The 16918-nt window shown below is 56.1% G+C and carries 13 protein-coding genes; 4 read left to right on the top strand and 9 right to left on the bottom strand.

Annotation, left to right across the window (positions count from 1 at the left end):
* Positions 1-155 precede the first annotated feature (155 nt).
* The 4 genes from AB1724_07415 to AB1724_07400 all read right to left on the bottom strand — a co-directional run bounded on the left by AB1724_07415 (position 156) and on the right by AB1724_07400 (position 8556).
* Positions 156-1406: a methyl-accepting chemotaxis protein gene (locus AB1724_07415; GenBank protein MEW6077621.1), complete on the bottom strand. Its 1251-nt coding sequence runs from the start codon at positions 1404-1406 to the stop codon at positions 156-158.
* A 129-nt stretch (positions 1407-1535) separates the two neighbouring features.
* Positions 1536-3233: an AarF/ABC1/UbiB kinase family protein gene (locus AB1724_07410; GenBank protein ID MEW6077620.1), complete on the bottom strand. Its 1698-nt coding sequence runs from the start codon at positions 3231-3233 to the stop codon at positions 1536-1538.
* A 39-nt stretch (positions 3234-3272) separates the two neighbouring features.
* Positions 3273-3572, bottom strand: coding sequence for a hypothetical protein (locus AB1724_07405; GenBank protein MEW6077619.1), 300 nt, complete (start codon positions 3570-3572; stop codon positions 3273-3275).
* A 34-nt stretch (positions 3573-3606) separates the two neighbouring features.
* On the bottom strand, positions 3607-8556 hold the full coding sequence (locus AB1724_07400) for a diguanylate cyclase (protein ID MEW6077618.1): 4950 nt from the start codon (positions 8554-8556) through the stop codon (positions 3607-3609).
* A gap of 222 nt (positions 8557-8778) precedes the next feature.
* Between AB1724_07400 and AB1724_07395 the strand changes: the two genes are divergently transcribed.
* Complete coding sequence (locus AB1724_07395) at positions 8779-10569, top strand: long-chain fatty acid--CoA ligase (GenBank protein ID MEW6077617.1); 1791 nt, start codon at positions 8779-8781, stop codon at positions 10567-10569.
* A gap of 4 nt (positions 10570-10573) precedes the next feature.
* Here AB1724_07395 and amrS read toward each other — a convergent pair whose 3' ends face one another.
* The 5 genes from amrS to AB1724_07370 form a co-directional block, all read right to left on the bottom strand.
* Positions 10574-11587, bottom strand: a complete 1014-nt coding sequence (gene amrS, locus AB1724_07390) for an AmmeMemoRadiSam system radical SAM enzyme (protein MEW6077616.1) — start codon at positions 11585-11587, stop codon at positions 10574-10576.
* 17 nt (positions 11588-11604) lie between these two features.
* Positions 11605-12393, bottom strand: a complete 789-nt coding sequence (locus AB1724_07385) for a class I SAM-dependent methyltransferase (GenBank protein MEW6077615.1) — start codon at positions 12391-12393, stop codon at positions 11605-11607.
* Between the two features lie 50 nt (positions 12394-12443).
* The gene (locus AB1724_07380) at positions 12444-12977 is read right to left on the bottom strand and encodes an NYN domain-containing protein (protein MEW6077614.1); all 534 of its coding nucleotides are present in this window, start codon (positions 12975-12977) and stop codon (positions 12444-12446) included.
* A gap of 120 nt (positions 12978-13097) precedes the next feature.
* Positions 13098-14003, bottom strand: coding sequence for a ParB/RepB/Spo0J family partition protein (locus tag AB1724_07375; protein ID MEW6077613.1), 906 nt, complete (start codon positions 14001-14003; stop codon positions 13098-13100).
* Between the two features lie 17 nt (positions 14004-14020).
* The gene (locus tag AB1724_07370) at positions 14021-14782 is read right to left on the bottom strand and encodes an AAA family ATPase (GenBank protein MEW6077612.1); all 762 of its coding nucleotides are present in this window, start codon (positions 14780-14782) and stop codon (positions 14021-14023) included.
* A gap of 59 nt (positions 14783-14841) precedes the next feature.
* Between AB1724_07370 and AB1724_07365 the strand changes: the two genes are divergently transcribed.
* From AB1724_07365 to AB1724_07355, 3 genes are all read left to right on the top strand, one after another.
* Positions 14842-16284 (top strand): M48 family metalloprotease, encoded by a 1443-nt coding sequence (locus AB1724_07365; protein MEW6077611.1) that lies wholly within the window; start codon positions 14842-14844, stop codon positions 16282-16284.
* 111 nt (positions 16285-16395) lie between these two features.
* On the top strand, positions 16396-16689 hold the full coding sequence (locus AB1724_07360; GenBank protein MEW6077610.1) for a BrnT family toxin: 294 nt from the start codon (positions 16396-16398) through the stop codon (positions 16687-16689).
* A complete protein-coding gene (locus AB1724_07355) occupies positions 16661-16888 on the top strand; it encodes a CopG family transcriptional regulator (GenBank protein MEW6077609.1) in 228 nt (75 codons plus the stop codon). Before AB1724_07360 ends, AB1724_07355 begins: the two co-directional genes overlap by 29 nt.
* Positions 16889-16918: the final 30 nt, after the last annotated feature.

The raw sequence follows: 16918 nt of genomic DNA, 5'->3' as shown, positions 1-16918 counted from the left end.
CACAGGTCGCTGATACCACCGATCTTTTTTCAGGCAAACACAAGCAAAAATTCCTATCACATCAAAAATCAGGACACAATCATTTTTTTAATACCGGCGCAACCGGTATAATTTTTCCGATAATTATCCTACAGGGCTTATGAAAAAAGATTCTCTTAAACAATGAAGCGCGTCGCCATATCCTTGGAGATGGTGGTGGATTCCCGCATTTTCTGGGCGCGGGAAATCACCTCCTGGCTTTTTTCCGCGATGCTGGTGGCGGATCGGTCCACGGCGGCAATATCCTTGGCGATTTCCGCCGCCACCATGGATGACTGGGCGATATTTTCATTCACTTCGCTGATCCCCGTGGACGCCTTGGCGACGTTGCTGGCGATCTCTTTGGTGGTGGTGGTCTGCTGCTCCACGGCGGTCGCTATGGTCGCCACCATCTCGTTGACTTCATGTATAATTCCGGTGATCTGGTTGATCTCGGTAATGGTCCCCGCGGTAGAATGCTGGATCCCTTCTATTTTCTGCTTTATTTCCATGGTCGCCTCGGAGGTGGCCGCCGCCAGCTCCTTTATTTCATTGGCGACCACGGCAAAACCCTTGCCGTATTCACCGGCCCGGGCCGCCTCGATCGTGGCATTTAACGCCAGCAGGTTGGTCTGATCGGAAATCTCGGCGATGGTCTCCAGAACTTCTTCGATTTCACGGGCCGCCTTACCCAGATGCTCCACCTGCTCCGAGGCTTTTTTGGCCTGGACAACGGCTTTCTCCGTTATGGTGCTGGCGTTTTCGGAATTTTTCGCCACCTCGGTAATCGTGGCGGTCATCTCTTCCGTGGCGGAGGCCACCGTCTTGACATTGGTGGCGGCCTTGTCCATGGTTTCGGCCACGGATTCCATATTGGCGTTCATCTCTTCGGCGGCGCCGGCCACGGCATTGGTCCGCATGCGGTTGTTGTCTATGGATTTCATCATGGACCCGGTGATTTCGATCAGCTCCCCGGCGGCTTCATCGACCAGAGTGGCCTGATCCCGGGAGGTCACCATGATGATCTGCATTTTTTTCATGAACTTGTTAAACCACTTGGCCAGTTCCCCTTTTTCATCATGCTTGTGAACTTCATTGCTGCGGGCGGTTTCCCGGACCCGGGCCGTCAGATCGCTTTTTTCCACAAACAGATCAACTGACACCTGCTGGCCGATGCGGATGATATCGTTGACCGGAACCAGCAGTCCTTCCAGAAGAAACCACACGGTCAGGCACAGGGCGGCAATCAGCAGAACACCCAGCACCCAGAAGGCGGCCGCCGACTCGCGAACGCCGAAAAGAGCAAAAAGCAGCACGAGGGTAATCGTGATCACCGAAAAGACCAGCTTGTGCCTGACACTGGCCCGTTTGATTTTCTCGGAAAGCATATCCGCCTCACTTTACGTTGCTTGACGCCGGCATCGTTTCGGATGCACATCCTATTGTTTTTGTGACCATATTTTATAAGCACCTGGATGTCAAGCAAATGCTCGCTATCCGGCGCCAGGGGGCTGCGGCTATAGCCGACCCTTTCGCAAAATTCCGATTAGAAGCCATACCCCCATGAAGGCGGCGCCGGTAAAGCCGATAATGCCAAACAGGGAAATGCCGAACACCAGAGGCGGCACCTTGGTCGTAACGATCATGGCCGATCCGATCAGCAGGGCCGCGATGATAATGGAAAAAGACAGACGGTTGCTGACCCGGTCATGGGTGGTCATCAGGTTGTCAAACCCCTTGTGCTCAATGTTGATGGTGATTTTCCCCTCCTTCAGCCGCCGGGCCAGATCCATCAGATCATCCGGAAACTGCTGGGCGAAATGGTGCAGCCCCCCGGCCGTACGGGCCAACTCTCCGGCAATCCGACCGGGCGAGTACCGGGCCAGCATGACCTTGCGGGCAAACGGCGTGGCATTGGTGATAATATCAAAATCCGGGTCGATCTGTTTGGCGATTCCCTCGATCGTACCCAGGGCCTTCATCATTAAAAATATGTTGGGGGGAAGGCGCAGGTGGTGCTTGGTCAGCATGACCAGCAGGTTCTGGAGCAGTTTGCCGACTTCCAGTTCCTTCAAGGGCTTGTAAAAAAAGTGCCCGATAAAATCAGCCAGGTCCCTTTCCAGGGCGATAACGTCGGGTTCCCTGTCCCAGATGGCGATCTGCAGCAGCACCCGGGTGGCCTTGGGGATCTTCTGCCGCACCAGGCTGTCCAGCAGGTCTACGAACATCTCCCGGTGCTTCAGGTCGACATACCCCACCATGCCGTAATCCAGGGGGCAGATGACGTTGCCCGGCAGAATGAAGATGTTTCCGGGATGGGGATCGGCGTGAAAAAACCCGTGAATGAACACCTGCCGCAGGGTCAGGTCCGTGCCTCTTTTAATAATGACCTGCTTGTCATACCCTTCGGCGTCCAGGCGTTTGATGTCGGTGATCTTGATGCCGTCGATATACTCAAGGGTCAGTACCCGGTCGGAGGTATAGCGGCGGAACACCTGCGGCACGTAAATGGTTTTGTCATCCGCGAACTGCCGGGCAAAGCGCTCCACGTTGGCGGCTTCAAAGGTGAAATCCATCTCCTGGGCCAGAACCCGGGCGAACTCTTCCACGATTTTGGTCGGCTTGTGCTGGGCGAACTCCTGCACGTTGCGCTCCAGCACTCCGGCCAGATACATCATGATTTCCAGATCGACTTCGATGGTCCTTTTGATGCCCGGACGACGGACCTTGACGGCCACGATTTCGCCGCTGTGCAGCCGGGCCCTGTACACCTGGGCGATAGAGGCCGAGGCGATGGGCCGGGGTTCAATAGACAGAAACACCCGTCCGGCAGGTGAATCAAACTCTTCGGCCAGGGACAACTCAATGGATTCAAACGAACCGGGGGGTACATTGTCCTGGAGCTGGGCCAATTCTTCAACGATATCGATGGGAATCAGGCCCGGCTGGGAGGAGAGAACCTGACCCAGCTTGATAAAAGTCGGGCCGAGCTCCTCAAAGGCCATGCGCACGCGCTCGGCCCGTGAAAGCCGGGTCGTGTGTTCCCGCTGCTTTTTGGAGATCATCTGCAGACCGGTCTCGATATACTGCTCGATCTTCAACAGGTCCACGAATTCTCCCAGACCATACTTGAAGAAGATCGTCAGAATCTGACGGTACCGCGTCAGATGCCGGTAGGTCCGGCCGATAATTCCGATTTGTCGTATGCTGAACATGCCCTGTCCCGTCCCGGGGTGATCCCGGAGTCCGCGCCGCTATTCGGCTGAGGTGGTTTTTTTCAGCTTTTTAATCTCTTCCTTGATTTCGGTCAGCTCGTCCTTGGTGGCCAGGCTGGAGCGGCTGAGTACATCCTTGACGCTTTTCTCCACTTTTTCTTCCAGCTTTTCCCGGGATTCGTCATAGCGCTTCAGAAAGTCATTAATAAATTTTTTACCTTCATTCTCGGACAACTCGGCCTTCTTGACAAAATCCCTGGCCATTTCCTCCACTTCTTCCTTGGTTTTCAGCACCATGCCAATGCTCGCGAAGACCATTTTTTTTACTAAATCAAGCATCCCCGTTTCTCCTTTCTTGTTAGGCCGCGGCCGTTCAAGCGGCCAGCGTCACCCGGTTTCTTCCCTTTTCTTTGGACACATACATGGCTTCATCCGCTCTTTTGATCAGCGTCTTCTTGTCCCTGGCATGATGCGGGAAACCCGCCACGCCGACGCTGATGGTCACATGCAGGCTGATCTGCCCGGGGTCGGTGACAACCAGGTCATCGACCGTCTGGCGAAGGTGTTCCGCCAGGACCATGGCGGAAGAGGGATCGGTCTCGTGCAGCAGCAGGACAAACTCTTCCCCGCCATACCGCGCCACCACGTCCGACCCCCGGCAATTGCTTTTAATCGCGGCCGATACCTCCTTGAGTACCAGATCTCCCGCCTGGTGTCCCCATTTATCGTTGAACTGTTTAAAATGGTCAATATCGATCATCATGACGGACAATTCCCGCCCCTTCCGCTTGGCCAGAAGCAGCTCCTGCTGCAGGATATTGTAAAAATAGTCATGATTATAAAGCCCGGTCAACCCGTCGGTAACCGCCTTGCGGGAAAGTTCCAGCCGGCCCGCCGCTGACAGGGAGATGATTTCCAGGGTCTCGATGCGCTCCTGGGTAAAGGCGTGACTGGTCAGATTGTTTTCAAAATAAAGCACCCCGATCAGTTCGGGCGTGTCGACGGCGGAAATCAGAATCGGCATGCACATCAGCGACTTGACCCCGGCGGTCCGGATATGGGCTTCCGACTGCAACCTGGGCAGGATCTCATGGGGTGTCTGGGCATTATGGACCACCACGCTCTTGCGGGTACGGGCGACATAGTTCAGGGCCACCTGGGAGAGATTGTCTTTGTCGCCGACCGGCGTTGACTGAAGGATTTTTACCTCTTGCGCATCGACCGACCACTCGGCCTCCACAAACAGTCCGGCGCAGACATCCGCCGCCGCCCCCGAGTCTTGGTCGCCGGCATGCTCCTTCCGTAATATCAGAAGGCCTTTCTGGGCGCCGGCAAACTCCACCGACGTCCGGATGATCTTTTCCAGCATGCGGGTATGAACTTTTTCTTCGGCAATGGTCTTGAGGGCTTTCTGAAGCGTGGAAAGATCGATGACCGATCCGGTAATGGTGCTGGACGTCTCACTGGCCCGGGAACGCACCTGCGCCATCGAACCCACGTGGGGATACAACTGCTCCAGGCGTTTGACCTTGGCGTCCGCGCCCCAGCGGTGAAAGGCGTTTCTGGCTTCGGTGATATAGGCCCGGCCGATTTCGTCATAACCAACGGAAAAATAGAAATCCGCCGCCAGTTCCCCGACCAGTCCCTCCGTATGGATATAATTATTCTGCCGGGCCTGCACCAGCGCCTGGTGATATCCGCCGGCCGCCGCCGTTTTTTTCCCGCGCAGCCGGGCCAGTTCGGCCTTGAGCAGCCAATGCTTATGGGCAAAGTTTTCCGGACAGCCCCTGGCCCATTTGGCGTATTTCTTCAGCGCCGTGCGGATCGTCCGCAGCAGGAGCCGCCGGTCCGCCGTCGCGTCTTCCAGGCAGAGCCTGGCCGCGGACAGGCCCCAGTAAAAATAGTGCTCGGCTACATACATGGTGCCCATGGCGTAATCGATAATCCGGTCGGCCCGGCATCCCATGTCATAACACTCCCGGTATTTGCCGAAAAAAAACAGAAGCATTTCTCTCTTGGCAAAATGAATGAACATGCCCAGCTGGAGATTTTCATCTTCAATGGCCTTGAGCCGCTGCTCGCGGTCATCCCACCGGGTTTGAAGGGATTCGCCGTCCGCTTCCCCGCCTCCCCTCAGCTGGGTGACCATTTCATATGTATCCAGATAGTTGTTTAAAATAAAGGGGGAATCCAGCCGTTCCAGAAAAGCGCTGCGGCCCTTGTGGTCTTCAAAGATGGCATCTAAAGGAAAGCCCGTGAACAGACGATAGGCGGCCGACACGTTGATGCTGTGGCCGGTAAAAATGATATCGCCGGTCTCCAGGCCGTGTTTATAGGCCAGGGCCAGATAGTGCAGGCAACCCCTGGCCGGCTCCCGCCAGGGCAGAATAAAATAGGCATAAATAAAATAGGAGCGGGCAAATGATTTGACGTCATGAAACCGCTTCATCACCTCCAGGCCGACTTTTCCCAGCCGGTTGCCGTAATCGTAAAACCCCAGCCGGGATCCCATGATCAGGCCCACGGCGATCATGCCGTAAGCGGCCAGCCCGGGCAGCCCTTTTTGCAGCGACATGATGACGCCCCGGGTAATGATGATGGCAAACAGATTGGGATTGACGTAGTAGGCCGGCGCGCCGATCATGGCCAGCAGGCTCATGATGGCGTTCTGCTTCGGATCCGTCAGCTCCGGCAGATGAAGCAGGTCCTCCACCCGGTTTCTTCCCTGAGCCAGACGGACGCGGATGATGTTGATCAGGACATGAATCTTGCGCGGATGTTCCGGCAGGCGGACGCCCAGCAGAGACAGCGCCTGCAGACCGACGGCCAGGGCCCTGTCGGGTTTGTCGACGGCGGTGTACAGCGTCACCATCAGCGAATAGATATCGGCCCGCTCAACCGGGCTTTCGATTCTGGCCAGAACGTCCGCAAAGATACCGTCGGCCCCGTCCGTGTCACCGATCAGAAAACGGCTTTCGCCCAGCAGAAGATACAGCCGCCGGCACAGATCAGGCTGCTTTTCCCAGGCGTCGGGCGGCAAATACGCGGCGGCCAGGGAAAAAAAGTTTTCCGCCGAATCATAGGCCGTGGCGCCTCGGGCTTTTTCCCCGGCCAGGATATTCATCCGGGCCAGTTCCAGCCTGCCGGCCGCGTCGGTAATGACCGGGGCCGCGGCATTCCAGTGACGGACCACGTGAAAAACCTTGTCCCGCAAGCCTTCATCGTCGGCCCGGGCCCGCTCCAGCAGGAATTGACCGATTTTCAGATGAATATGCGGCTTGTCCTTATCCGGAATAAGGGAGTAGGCGGCCTCCCGGATCTTTTCGTGCTGGAAACGGTAACCATCACCATCCTCCCGGATCAACTCTTCAAAAAACGCCACGGTGATGTCGTCCAGCAGGGACTCAAACGGTCTGTCCAGCAGAGGCGCCACCGTTTCCAGATCAAAGCGGGTACCGACACAGGCGCACATCTGAAGGGTTTCCCGGATCTGGTCGTCCAGCCGGGCGATCTTTTCCGCCATCAGTTCGACCACGTTATCGGTAATGGCCAGTTGCCCGATTTTCTGGGCGTCCCAGCACCAGGTGCCGTCTTCGGACAGGCGCAACAGATTGGTTTTATAGATCATGCCCAGAAACTGGTGGACGAAAAAAGGGGTCCCGTTGGTTTTACGGCAAACCAGTTCCGCCAGGGGTTGGGCTTCCCTCCGGCCAAGTTTGAGGGCGGCGGAAATCAGGGCATTGACCTGCGGAACTTCCAGGGGCGTCAACATTATGGTTTCCGGAACGATCCCTCTTTCGGCTATCTCCGCCAGGGTCTGCTGCAGCCGGGAAAGTTCGGCGGCGTCCCGGCGATAGGTCCCGACGATGAAAAGGTAGCCGGTGTCCGCGTCACCGGCCAGAAACTTGAGCAGATCCAGGCTGGCGGCATCGGCTTGATGCAGATCATCCAGCAGGATCGTCAGGGGATGGCTCTTTCTGGCAAATACCCGGATAAAATTTCTGACCGCATAGTTAAACCGGTTGCGGGCCTCTTCGGCGTCCAGGGCAGGGACTTCGGGTTGTTTGCCGATGAGGATTTCAATCTCCGGCACCATATCGGTCAGCAGCTTGCCGTTGCTGCCCAGGGCCGCCTGCAGGTTGCTCTTCCAGGCGGCCATTCTTTCGGCGGATTCCACCAGCAGCTGATTGAGCAGTTCCTGGAAGGCAAAAATAAAGCCGCTGTAGGGAATGGTCTTGTTCTGCGCTTCAAACCGGCCGGAGATGATCAGACCGTTTTTCGCTTCCATGTGCCGGCGGTTTTCGGCCATAAAAACCGTCTTGCCCGTGCCGGCATCGCCCGAGACCAGAAAAACCACACAGGCCCCTCCTTCCACCCGGCGATAGGCTGAACGGAGACGCTCGCCTTCTTTTTCTCTTCCGAAGAGCTTCTGGGGAATTTTCAGGGTCGCGCCGATGTCTCGGGCGGCGATTTCAAACCGGTCGATCCTGCCCTTGCGCCGGAGCTGATCCAGGCATTCCTGAAGATCCGCCATTAAGCCCAGACCGCTCTGATAGCGGTCGGCCGACTCCTTGGCCATCAGTTTCATGACGATATCCGACAGCACCGGCGGCAGGGAGGAATTCAATTCGGCCGGCGGCACCGGCCGCCGGGCCATGTGGGCGTGAAAATATTCCACCGGATCGGTTACGTCATCGAAAGGCAGCCGCTGGGTCAGCAGCTCATAAAAGGTAACGCCCAGGGAATAGAGATCGGTTTCGTAGCCTACCGACCGGTTCATCCGGCCGGTCTGCTCCGGGGCCATGTACGCCAGGGTACCGTCCACCAGCGCGGCCTGGGTGATATTATCCCTGGCATGAGTCAATTCCGCCGAAATACCGAAGTCGGTCAGCTTGAGGGCGCCGGTATTCTCGTTGAACAAAATGTTGTGGGGTTTGATATCCTTGTGAATGATGTTTTTTTTGTGAAGCTTATCCAGGACCCGGGCGATGGTGATGCCGATTTTCAGAAACGTCTCCAGGGGGAGAATGGCCCGGGTGGCTATCTTTTTTAAGGAAACGCCGTCAAAGTCTTCCAGAACCAGGGCCACTTTCCCGTCGGACGAGATCACGTCATAGACCTTGATGACCGCGTCATCGTCGATGTCGCGAATCAGCTCAAACTCCCGGTTGAACCGGGCGATCTCGGACGGAGAGGGGTTGTCCGTATTGAGCATCTTGACGATCACCCGCCGGCCGCTGCTCTCCTGGATGGCCCGATAAACCAAGGAAGTGGCGGTTTCGTCTAATTTTTCCAGTAATTGATATCCGCTGAAGGTTTCCATTATGTCCGCTGTTCTGATCCGCGAGTGCCCAACCTTATGTAACGGAAAAAGCCCGCGCCACCCCCTTTAAAAAAGGCAATGGCAAAAAATTATAAATAAATTCCGGAATTTTTCCAAGACATTTTTCCGGCGCCGACCCTATCCGCGACTGGTCAAAAAGGGTTGCCAATTCATACCCGATTCAATAGAATTGCAACCATTCAATGATTAAGGAGAACAATCATGGCCATCAGAGGCTTTCGCAACGTTCATGAGATGCTCAAAGCAACGGTTGACAAGCTTCCCGGGCAGCCGGCCTATCAGTGGTTTTCCGAAACCGGTGAGAGCCTGCCGCCGGTCTCCTGGAGCGAGTTTTACGGTCAGGTCCGAAAAGTGGCCAAAAGCCTGATGGCGCTCGGCGTGGAAAAAAACGACAAGGTGAACATCTTAAGCTATACCTGCTACCGCTGGATTCTGTCCGACCTGGGCATCACCACCTGCGGCGCGGCCACCGTCGGCATCTACCAGTCCAACCTGCCCAAGGACTGCCGCTACATCATCCATCATTCCGACGCGGTGGTCATTTTCGCGGAAAACAGAAAACAACTGGACAAGCTGCTGTCCATCAGAAAAGAGATCCCCGCCATCCGGAAGGTGGTGCTGTTTAACGACAGCCATGACGACGACTGGGTCCTGGGGTTTGATGAATTCCTCAAGCTCGGCGATAAGATCAGCGACCAGGCCCTTCAGGAGCGGATCGACGCCACCACTGCCGATGACGTGGCCGGAATCGTCTATACCTCCGGTACCACCGGCGTGCCCAAGGGCGCGGTCCTCACCCACGACAACATGACCTTCACCTCTCAGTCCGCCCTGGCCTGCCTGAACGTGCTTCCCGGGGAAACCACCTTTCTCTTTCTACCCCTGGCCCACGTGTTCGCCCGCATCTGCGTCAACCTGGCCCTGCTGGCCGGCGTCAAAACCGTCATCGCCCGGGGCATCGACACCCTGGTGGATGATCTTAAAGCGGCTCAGCCCGACTGGTTCGCCAGCGTGCCACGCATTTACGAAAAAGTGTACGGCAAAGTGGTCGGCGGTGCCGAGGCCAAAGGCGGCCTGGCCCTGAAGATTTTCCACTGGGCCTGCGGCGTGGGGGACACGGTCAGCGACTGCCTCCTGGAAGGCCGATCCATTCCCCTGCTGACCGGCATTCAATATAAAATCGCCACCAAACTGGTGTTCAGCAAACTCCAGGCGGCTCTGGGCGGCCGGGTCCGCTGGTGCGTCTCGGGCGCCGCGCCGCTGAATCCCTCCATCGCCAAGTTCTTTCACGCCGCCGGCATCCTGATCCTCGAAGGACTGGGCATGAGCGAAAACACCTCCTTTACCAACGTCAACCGCTTTGACGACTACCGCTTCGGCTGGGTGGGCCAGCCCGGTCCGGGTATCGAGCAGAAGGTTGTTGACGACGGCGAGATCCTGTTCCGGGGCCGCAACGTCATGAAAGAGTACTACAAAATGCCCGACGAAACGGCGGCCACCATTCTCCAGGGAGGCTGGCAGAAGACCGGCGACCTGGGTGAAATCGACGACGAAAATTTCCTGCGCATCACCGGCCGCAAAAAAGACCTGATCATCACCGCCGGCGGCAAAAACATCGCGCCCTCGGCCATTGAAGGGGTGATCGCCACCTCCAAATATATCGCCCAGGTCTGCGTTATCGGCGATAAACGTAAATACCTGACCGCCCTGGTCACCCTGGACCCGGATAACATCACCGAGTTCGCCCGGGAAAAGGGCCTGGTTTTTACCGGCATGGACGACCTCATCAGGCATCAGGCCGTCATCGATCTGATCAACGCGGAAGTGGCCGAGAAGAACAGGGAGTTCGCCTCATTTGAATCGGTCAAGACAGTGACCATCGTGCCGGAGTTCACCATTGAAAACGGTCTGGCCACCCCGACCTTCAAAATCAAGAAAAATGTGATTCAGGAACGGTTTAAGAAAGAGATTGAGGCGATGTATAAAAAATAGGGTTCTACATCTCTATCCCGTTGATCAGCGCCCCGCAATACAGACAGTGTCCGCCCTCGATTTTATATTGCTTGATGTTGTAAAACCCGGCCCGCTCGATGATGACCTTGGCGCATTGGGGACAATACGTGTTCTCGCCGGGGTGGCCGTGGACATTGCCGATATAGACGAATTTCAGGCCGACCTTGAGCCCGATGTCCCGGGCCCGGGTCAACGTTCCCACCGGCGTGGGCGAAACGTCCAGAAGCTTGTAGGTGGGATGAAAACGGCTGATGTGCCAGGGCGTTTCCGGCCCCAGTTCCTTGACCAGAAATTCGGCCAGGGCCGTAAGTTCGGCTTCATCGTCGTTTCTGCCGGGAATCACCAGCGTGGTCACCTCCACAAAAACGCCTTTGCGCCGGAGGTGCTTGAGGTTCTCCTTGACGGGCTCCAGCCGGGCCCCGCACATATCCCTGTAAAAATCATTGCTGAAGCTCTTCAGGTCCACATTGGCCGCGTCCAGAAAGGGCGCGATCATGTCAATGGCCTCGGGTGACATGTAGCCGTTGGTGACAAAGATATTTTTCAGCCCTTTTCCCCGGGCCAGCACGGCCGTGTCGTAGCAGAATTCGAAGTTCACGGTGGGTTCCGTGTAAGTATAGGCGATGCTGCGGCAGTTGCTTCTTTCAGCGTCATCCACAATGTCGGCGGCGGAAAAGATATGATCGCCCATCTTGCCCCGTTCCAGGGGCATCTGGGAAATTTCCGAGTTCTGGCAGAAGAGGCAGCGGAAATTGCACCCCGCGGCGCCGATGGAATAGGCCAGACTTCCCGGCATGACGTGATAGAGAGGCTTTTTTTCAATGGGATCGGGGTTGATGGCGACCAGGCGACTGTAGATCATGGTTTCCAGAACGCCGTTGACGTTCTGCCGGACCTTGCAGCGGCCGAAGCCGTTATCGTTGATGAGGCAGCGGTGGTGGCAGAGGCCGCACTTAACCTTCCGGTCTTCCCGCTTTTCATAAAAAAGGGCTTCCATGCTTTTGCCTCCCTTCTTTAAGTGGTTATCTTTTCCGAGTTCAATGTCTCGGTGGACATGCTGCCGACCAGGACGCCGGCCCTTTTGGCCGGCGCGTATTTCAGGGCCAGGGGCAGGGTGCGGAACCGGGGAACCAGCAGGGCGGACACACCGGCAAAGGCGCCGAAGGGAAACCGCCGGATCAGTTCCACGGATTCGATCTTGCGGGCCACCCGGCCCTCGCCGAAGGGCAGGTGGCAGATGGTTTTCCATTTGACGGGCACATCCCCCATGATGCTCCGGATTTCCGCCTTCAGTTCCCAGACGCTGAAAAACCGGGCCTTGTTGTAAATCGTTTTGGCGAACACGCCTTTTACCCGGCGCTCCAGTCCCTTGATGGCGTACCGGTTCATGACGCCGATGAAGATCTTGTCTTTGGCCACCCGGCAGGCCTCGCGCAAGGCCGCCCCCGGGTCATCCACGAATTCCAGGGAAGCGAAAAACACCGCGTGGTTGAAGGAGTTGTCCTCAAAGGGCAGGTCCTCGGCCACGCCGCGGTAAAGGTCGACCCGGCTGCCGACCCGCTTGTATGCGACATCAAGCATGTACGGCGAGGGGTCAAGACCGGTGACGTCAAGCCCCTTGTCCAGCAGCGTGAGCAGGCTGGTGCCGATGCCGCAGCCGATGTCCAGCACGCTTTCGCCGGGAAGGGGCCGCAGCATGTCGCACATCAGCTCTCCCTCCAGATGAGCAATATGGGCATGGCGCCGGTCCTGGCGTTCCTTTTCAAAAGCGGCTGAATCTTGTTGCGTAAAGACGTATCCCATAGACGTTAAGCATAGCGCAGCCATCTTGTTTTATCAAGCAAAACTGAGATTTACAGTTTTTCGAGTCGGCTTTTCAGCTGCCGCTGCTTTTTGGAAAGTCGAAAGGAGGGGCCTTTTTTCCGGGTTGACGCCGGACGCACGGACTGGCCGTCGCCCTCGTCCGGATAAAGGCCGTCTTCATCATCTGTCAGGAATTCCGCTTCAAGGCGACTTTCAAAGGCGGCGCAGTCGATGGTCGTCGCTCCTGTCCTGGAAACAAAAACCGAAATTTCCCGGTCGGAGCTGACCACCAGGGCCTTTTCCTTTTCCCGGGCCGCCATCTCCTTGATGACCGTATCGGCCGTCTGACCGGCCGGGGAAAAAATCACTTCAATGCCGGAAACCACGTCTTTCCGGGGAAGATCCCAGGGCGCCCGGCCGCCGTCGAACACCACCGTGACGGCGTGGGCCCGGCGTCTTTTCCAGGCGGCCAGAAGGCGGACAAGAAACTCCCGCTCCTGCTGCAGGTCACGGGTCTTGAGCAGCCGCGGGGACATGGACTGACGGATGAAATTGTACCCGTCGATGATGATATGAATCGCCATAAGCCTGCCAGGTCAAGACATTGATGGATGCCTGCTTATATCCGTGTTTATTCGACTGGTGAAAGGTCAGAGACGATTTGAACGCTGATATCGGGCCGGAAACGACAACCTTTACCGCTGTTATTTATCCATCATCTCCAGCAGCCGGTTCAGATCCTCGTCGTTGTAAAACTCGATCTCGATCTTCCCCCGGCGGCCTTTGCGGATGATGTTCACCTTGGTGCCGAAAATCCTGGAAAACTTTTCGGCCAGGCTGGACAGGTGGGTCGCGGCGCTGTCGGCGGTCTTTTTTCCGGCGGCGGGTTTCGGTTCGGTCCCGCTGCGCTTGACCAGCGCTTCCGTCTGCCGGACCGAAAGCCCCCGGGCCAGGATCTCCTTCCAGGCGGCGTTCTGCTGCTGCGGGGTGTTTGCCGCCAGCAAGGCCCGGGCATGGCCCATGGTCAGTTGCCCGGCGGTAATGCTCTTCTGAATATAGTCCGGCAGCTTGCGCAGCCGCAGCAGGTTGGTCACGGTGGTCCGGTTCTTGCCGACGTGCTCGGCCACCTGCTCCTGGGAAAAACCGAATTCGGCCACCAGCCGGTGATAGCCCTCCGCCTCCTCCATGGGGTTTAGGTTTTCCCGCTGCACGTTTTCCACGATGGAAAAAACCAGATGCTGACGGTCGTCCACCTCCCGGACGATGACCGGCACCTGCGTCAGACCGGCCATTTTGGCGGCCCGCAGCCGCCGTTCGCCGGCGACCAGTTCAAACCCGGTCCCGACCCGGCGCACCATGATCGGCTGAATCACCCCTTCCCGGCGGATGGAGTCGGCCAGTTCGGACAGCTCCTGCTCCGAAAAGAGCGTGCGGGACTGATAGCGGTTGGGAGAAATATCGGTAATGTCGCACTGAAAGAAATCCCTGCTGTCCCCGGCAACGGTTTTCATGTCGGGGAAAAGCGCTTCCAGCCCCCGGCCCAGCGCTCTTTTCCTGCGCGGTGCCTCCTCCGCCTTGGCCTTCGCTTTTTGTGCTGGTTTGGTCGGCATTATTTCCAAAACCCTGTTTATGGTTGAGCCAGAATCTCCCCGGCCAGCGCCATGTAACTCCTGGCGCCGGGAGAAGACGGCGCGTATAACGTGATCGGCATCCCGTAGCTGGGCGCCTCCCCCAGCTTCACGTTTCTGGGGATCCGCGACTGAAACACCAGGTCCGTGAAAAACTTTTCCGTGTCCTCGGTAACCTGGTGGGAAAGATTGGTGCGCGTGTCGAACATGGTCAGCAGGATGCCGGCGATCTTCAGGGACGGGTTCAAGGCCTGCTTGATCCGCTTGATGGTCTGGATGAGCTGGCCGAGGCCCTCCAGGGCGTAAAACTCGCTCTGCAGGGGAATCAGCACGGAATCGGCCGCCGACATGGCGTTGATGGTCAGCAGGCTCAATGAGGGCGGGCAGTCCAGCAAAACATAGTCATAAGCGCCATTGAGGCCGGCCAGGCTGTTTTTCAGCACCTTTTCCTTGTCCGGCGCGTCCACCATTTCCACCTCAAAACCGGACAGGTCGATTTTGGAGGGGATGATTTTCAGGTTGTCCACCATGGTATCGATGACCGCTTCATGCGCCGCCAGGGCGCCGATGAGCACCTGGTACAGGGTTCTGTTCAGGTCGGCCTTGTTGATGCCGACCCCGGTGGTGGCATTGGCCTGGGGATCGCAGTCGATCAGCAGCGTTTTTTTGTCGGAAGCGGCCAGAGCCGCGGCCAGATTGACCGCGGTAGTGGTCTTGCCTACCCCGCCCTTCTGATTGGCAATGCAGATAATTTTCGTCATAAACGGTGCCATACCACAAAACATTTTCTTTGAAAAGAATATATGATAAGTGATTTATTATGTACTTAAAAACAAAAATTTTTTCAACGGTCTGGCTGGTCACGCTGTTCTGCTTTCTGGTATCCGCCGTTCCTGTTTCAGCGCTGACGATTGCCGAAGAAAAGGAACTGGGCGAAGAGTTTCTCAAGCAGGTGAAGCAGGTCTACCGGTTTGTGGACGACCCGTTTGTAGACGACTACATCAACCGCCTCGGCCGGAGACTGTTGGCCGCTTTTCCAGAACAGTCCTTTGATTACCGGTTCTATGTTATTGATAACGCGGTATATAACGCGTTTGCCGCCCCGGGAGGATACGTCTTTGTCCACAGCGGTTTGATCAACGCCATGGGTTCGGAAGATGAGCTGGCCGGCATCCTGTCCCATGAAATCGCCCATGTTTACTGCCGCCACATTTCCGAACGAATTGAAAAATCCAAAAAACTGTCGCTGGCCACCCTGGCCGGCATCACCGCCGGACTCTTTCTCGGCAGCGGCGCCCTGGCCATTGGTTCCGCCGCGGCCGGGCAGGCCGCGGGGCTGGCCTACAGCCGTCAGGACGAACGCCAGGCGGATGAGATCGGCGTCCAGTACCTGGCGGCAGCCGGCTACAGCGCCGAGGGGCTGCTGCTCATGCTAAAGAAAATCAATGAAAAACACTGGTTTACCGAGCAGGAAGTGCCCACGTACCTGACCACGCATCCCGGAACGGAAGAGCGCATTGTTTACATTGACACGCTGCTGGCTTCCGACCGCTACCGGCCCGGCCAGCCGCCAGCGGAAAACACCGCAGCGGATTTTAAAATGGCCCACACGATCGTTACGGCCTCCAGCGGCGACAGCGAAATTTCCCTCAAGCAGATGAAAATCCGCCTTGACCAGAACGACAAGGACCCGTTGAACGATTTCGGCTACGCCCTGGCCCTGTCCAGAAAAGCCCGTCACGAGGAAGCCATCGGCTATTTGAAGAAAGCCCTTGAAAAACAGGCCGCCCATCCCCAGATCCTGACCACTCTGGCCATTGAATATGTGCTCACGGGATATTACGATAAGGCCATGGAAACATTTAAAAAAGTCCCGCAAACCCCCTACTGGGACTTCAAGAAGCAGCTTTACTGGTCCCAGGCCGCGGAAGAAACCGGCCATATGGACGAATGCATTTCCATTCTGGAAGCCCTGATTAAAAAAACACCGGATTATATCGACGCCTATTACGCCCTGGGCATGGCCTACGGTAAAAGCAACAATGAGGCCAAGGCCCATTACTATCTTGGCCGCTACTACTATGAAATCGACCATTTCAAAAACGCCATGTTCCACCTGCAGAAGGCCCATGACCTGACCACCGACCCGGAAATAAAAAAAGACACGGAAGAAAAAATAAAAGAAGTAAAAAAGGAGGGCCGGCGTTCCCCCAGGACAGAACCCGAGTCCTTTACCGCCCGCCCTCCTTTTCTGCAGCTGTAGTCCGATAATTTCAAAGAGATCAAAGTTTTACTGGAAACATCATGGCTCATAAGCCATATAAGTAGCCATATTTTTATATTGACGTATTTTCTTTCCTAACCTAATATAATAATGAAAAAACACACTGATTTTGATTGGGATGCCGACAAAGACAGGCGCAATCTGGAAAAGCATGGCGTTTCTTTTGCGATGGCGCAACTGGCGTTTCTGGATCCTGACCGTGTTATTCTCGAAGATCTTGAGCACAGCGATGATGAAAAGCGCTATTATTGTCTTGGCAGGGTCTCTGATGGAATAATGACCGTCCGCTTTACATACAGAAAGACCAAAATCAGAATTATTGGCGCCGGATATTGGCGGAAAGGAAAGAAAATATATGAAAGGGAAAATCAAATACACGGATGAGCCCATGGGGAAGGTCAAGGCTATTCCTGATTTTCTCCCCTCCCCTGAAGAACTCGCGCTGAAAGACGAGACCGTGAAGGTCACCATTGCGCTCAGCAAAACAAGTGTCGATTTTTTCAAAAAAGAGGCCAAAAGGCACAACACACAATATCAAAAAATGATTCGCAGGCTTTTGGATGAATATACGGCTCATCAGTAACATTTTTATTTGAGGTGACCTGAAAATTCA

It is taken from the genome of Thermodesulfobacteriota bacterium, assembly GCA_040753795.1.
GTDB lineage: Bacteria > Desulfobacterota > Desulfobacteria > Desulfobacterales > Desulfosudaceae > JBFMDX01.
Note: the sequence above shows the minus strand (reverse complement) of the source record. Positions and strands in the feature narration are given on the sequence as shown.

Excerpts from the sequence above, each read along its gene's own strand:
- AB1724_07415 (MEW6077621.1), bottom strand. The coding sequence starts at position 1,406 with ATGCTTTCCGAGAAAATCAAACGGGCCAGTGTCAGGCACAAGCTGGTC.
- AB1724_07410 (MEW6077620.1), bottom strand. The coding sequence starts at position 3,233 with ATGTTCAGCATACGACAAATCGGAATTATCGGCCGGACCTACCGGCAT.
- AB1724_07405 (MEW6077619.1), bottom strand. The coding sequence starts at position 3,572 with ATGCTTGATTTAGTAAAAAAAATGGTCTTCGCGAGCATTGGCATGGTG.
- AB1724_07400 (MEW6077618.1), bottom strand. The coding sequence starts at position 8,556 with ATGGAAACCTTCAGCGGATATCAATTACTGGAAAAATTAGACGAAACC.
- AB1724_07395 (MEW6077617.1), top strand. The coding sequence starts at position 8,779 with ATGGCCATCAGAGGCTTTCGCAACGTTCATGAGATGCTCAAAGCAACG.
- amrS (MEW6077616.1), bottom strand. The coding sequence starts at position 11,587 with ATGGAAGCCCTTTTTTATGAAAAGCGGGAAGACCGGAAGGTTAAGTGC.
- AB1724_07385 (MEW6077615.1), bottom strand. The coding sequence starts at position 12,393 with ATGGGATACGTCTTTACGCAACAAGATTCAGCCGCTTTTGAAAAGGAA.
- AB1724_07380 (MEW6077614.1), bottom strand. The coding sequence starts at position 12,977 with ATGGCGATTCATATCATCATCGACGGGTACAATTTCATCCGTCAGTCC.
- AB1724_07375 (MEW6077613.1), bottom strand. The coding sequence starts at position 14,003 with ATGCCGACCAAACCAGCACAAAAAGCGAAGGCCAAGGCGGAGGAGGCA.
- AB1724_07370 (MEW6077612.1), bottom strand. The coding sequence starts at position 14,782 with ATGACGAAAATTATCTGCATTGCCAATCAGAAGGGCGGGGTAGGCAAG.
- AB1724_07365 (MEW6077611.1), top strand. The coding sequence starts at position 14,842 with ATGTACTTAAAAACAAAAATTTTTTCAACGGTCTGGCTGGTCACGCTG.
- AB1724_07360 (MEW6077610.1), top strand. The coding sequence starts at position 16,396 with ATGAAAAAACACACTGATTTTGATTGGGATGCCGACAAAGACAGGCGC.
- AB1724_07355 (MEW6077609.1), top strand. The coding sequence starts at position 16,661 with ATGAAAGGGAAAATCAAATACACGGATGAGCCCATGGGGAAGGTCAAG.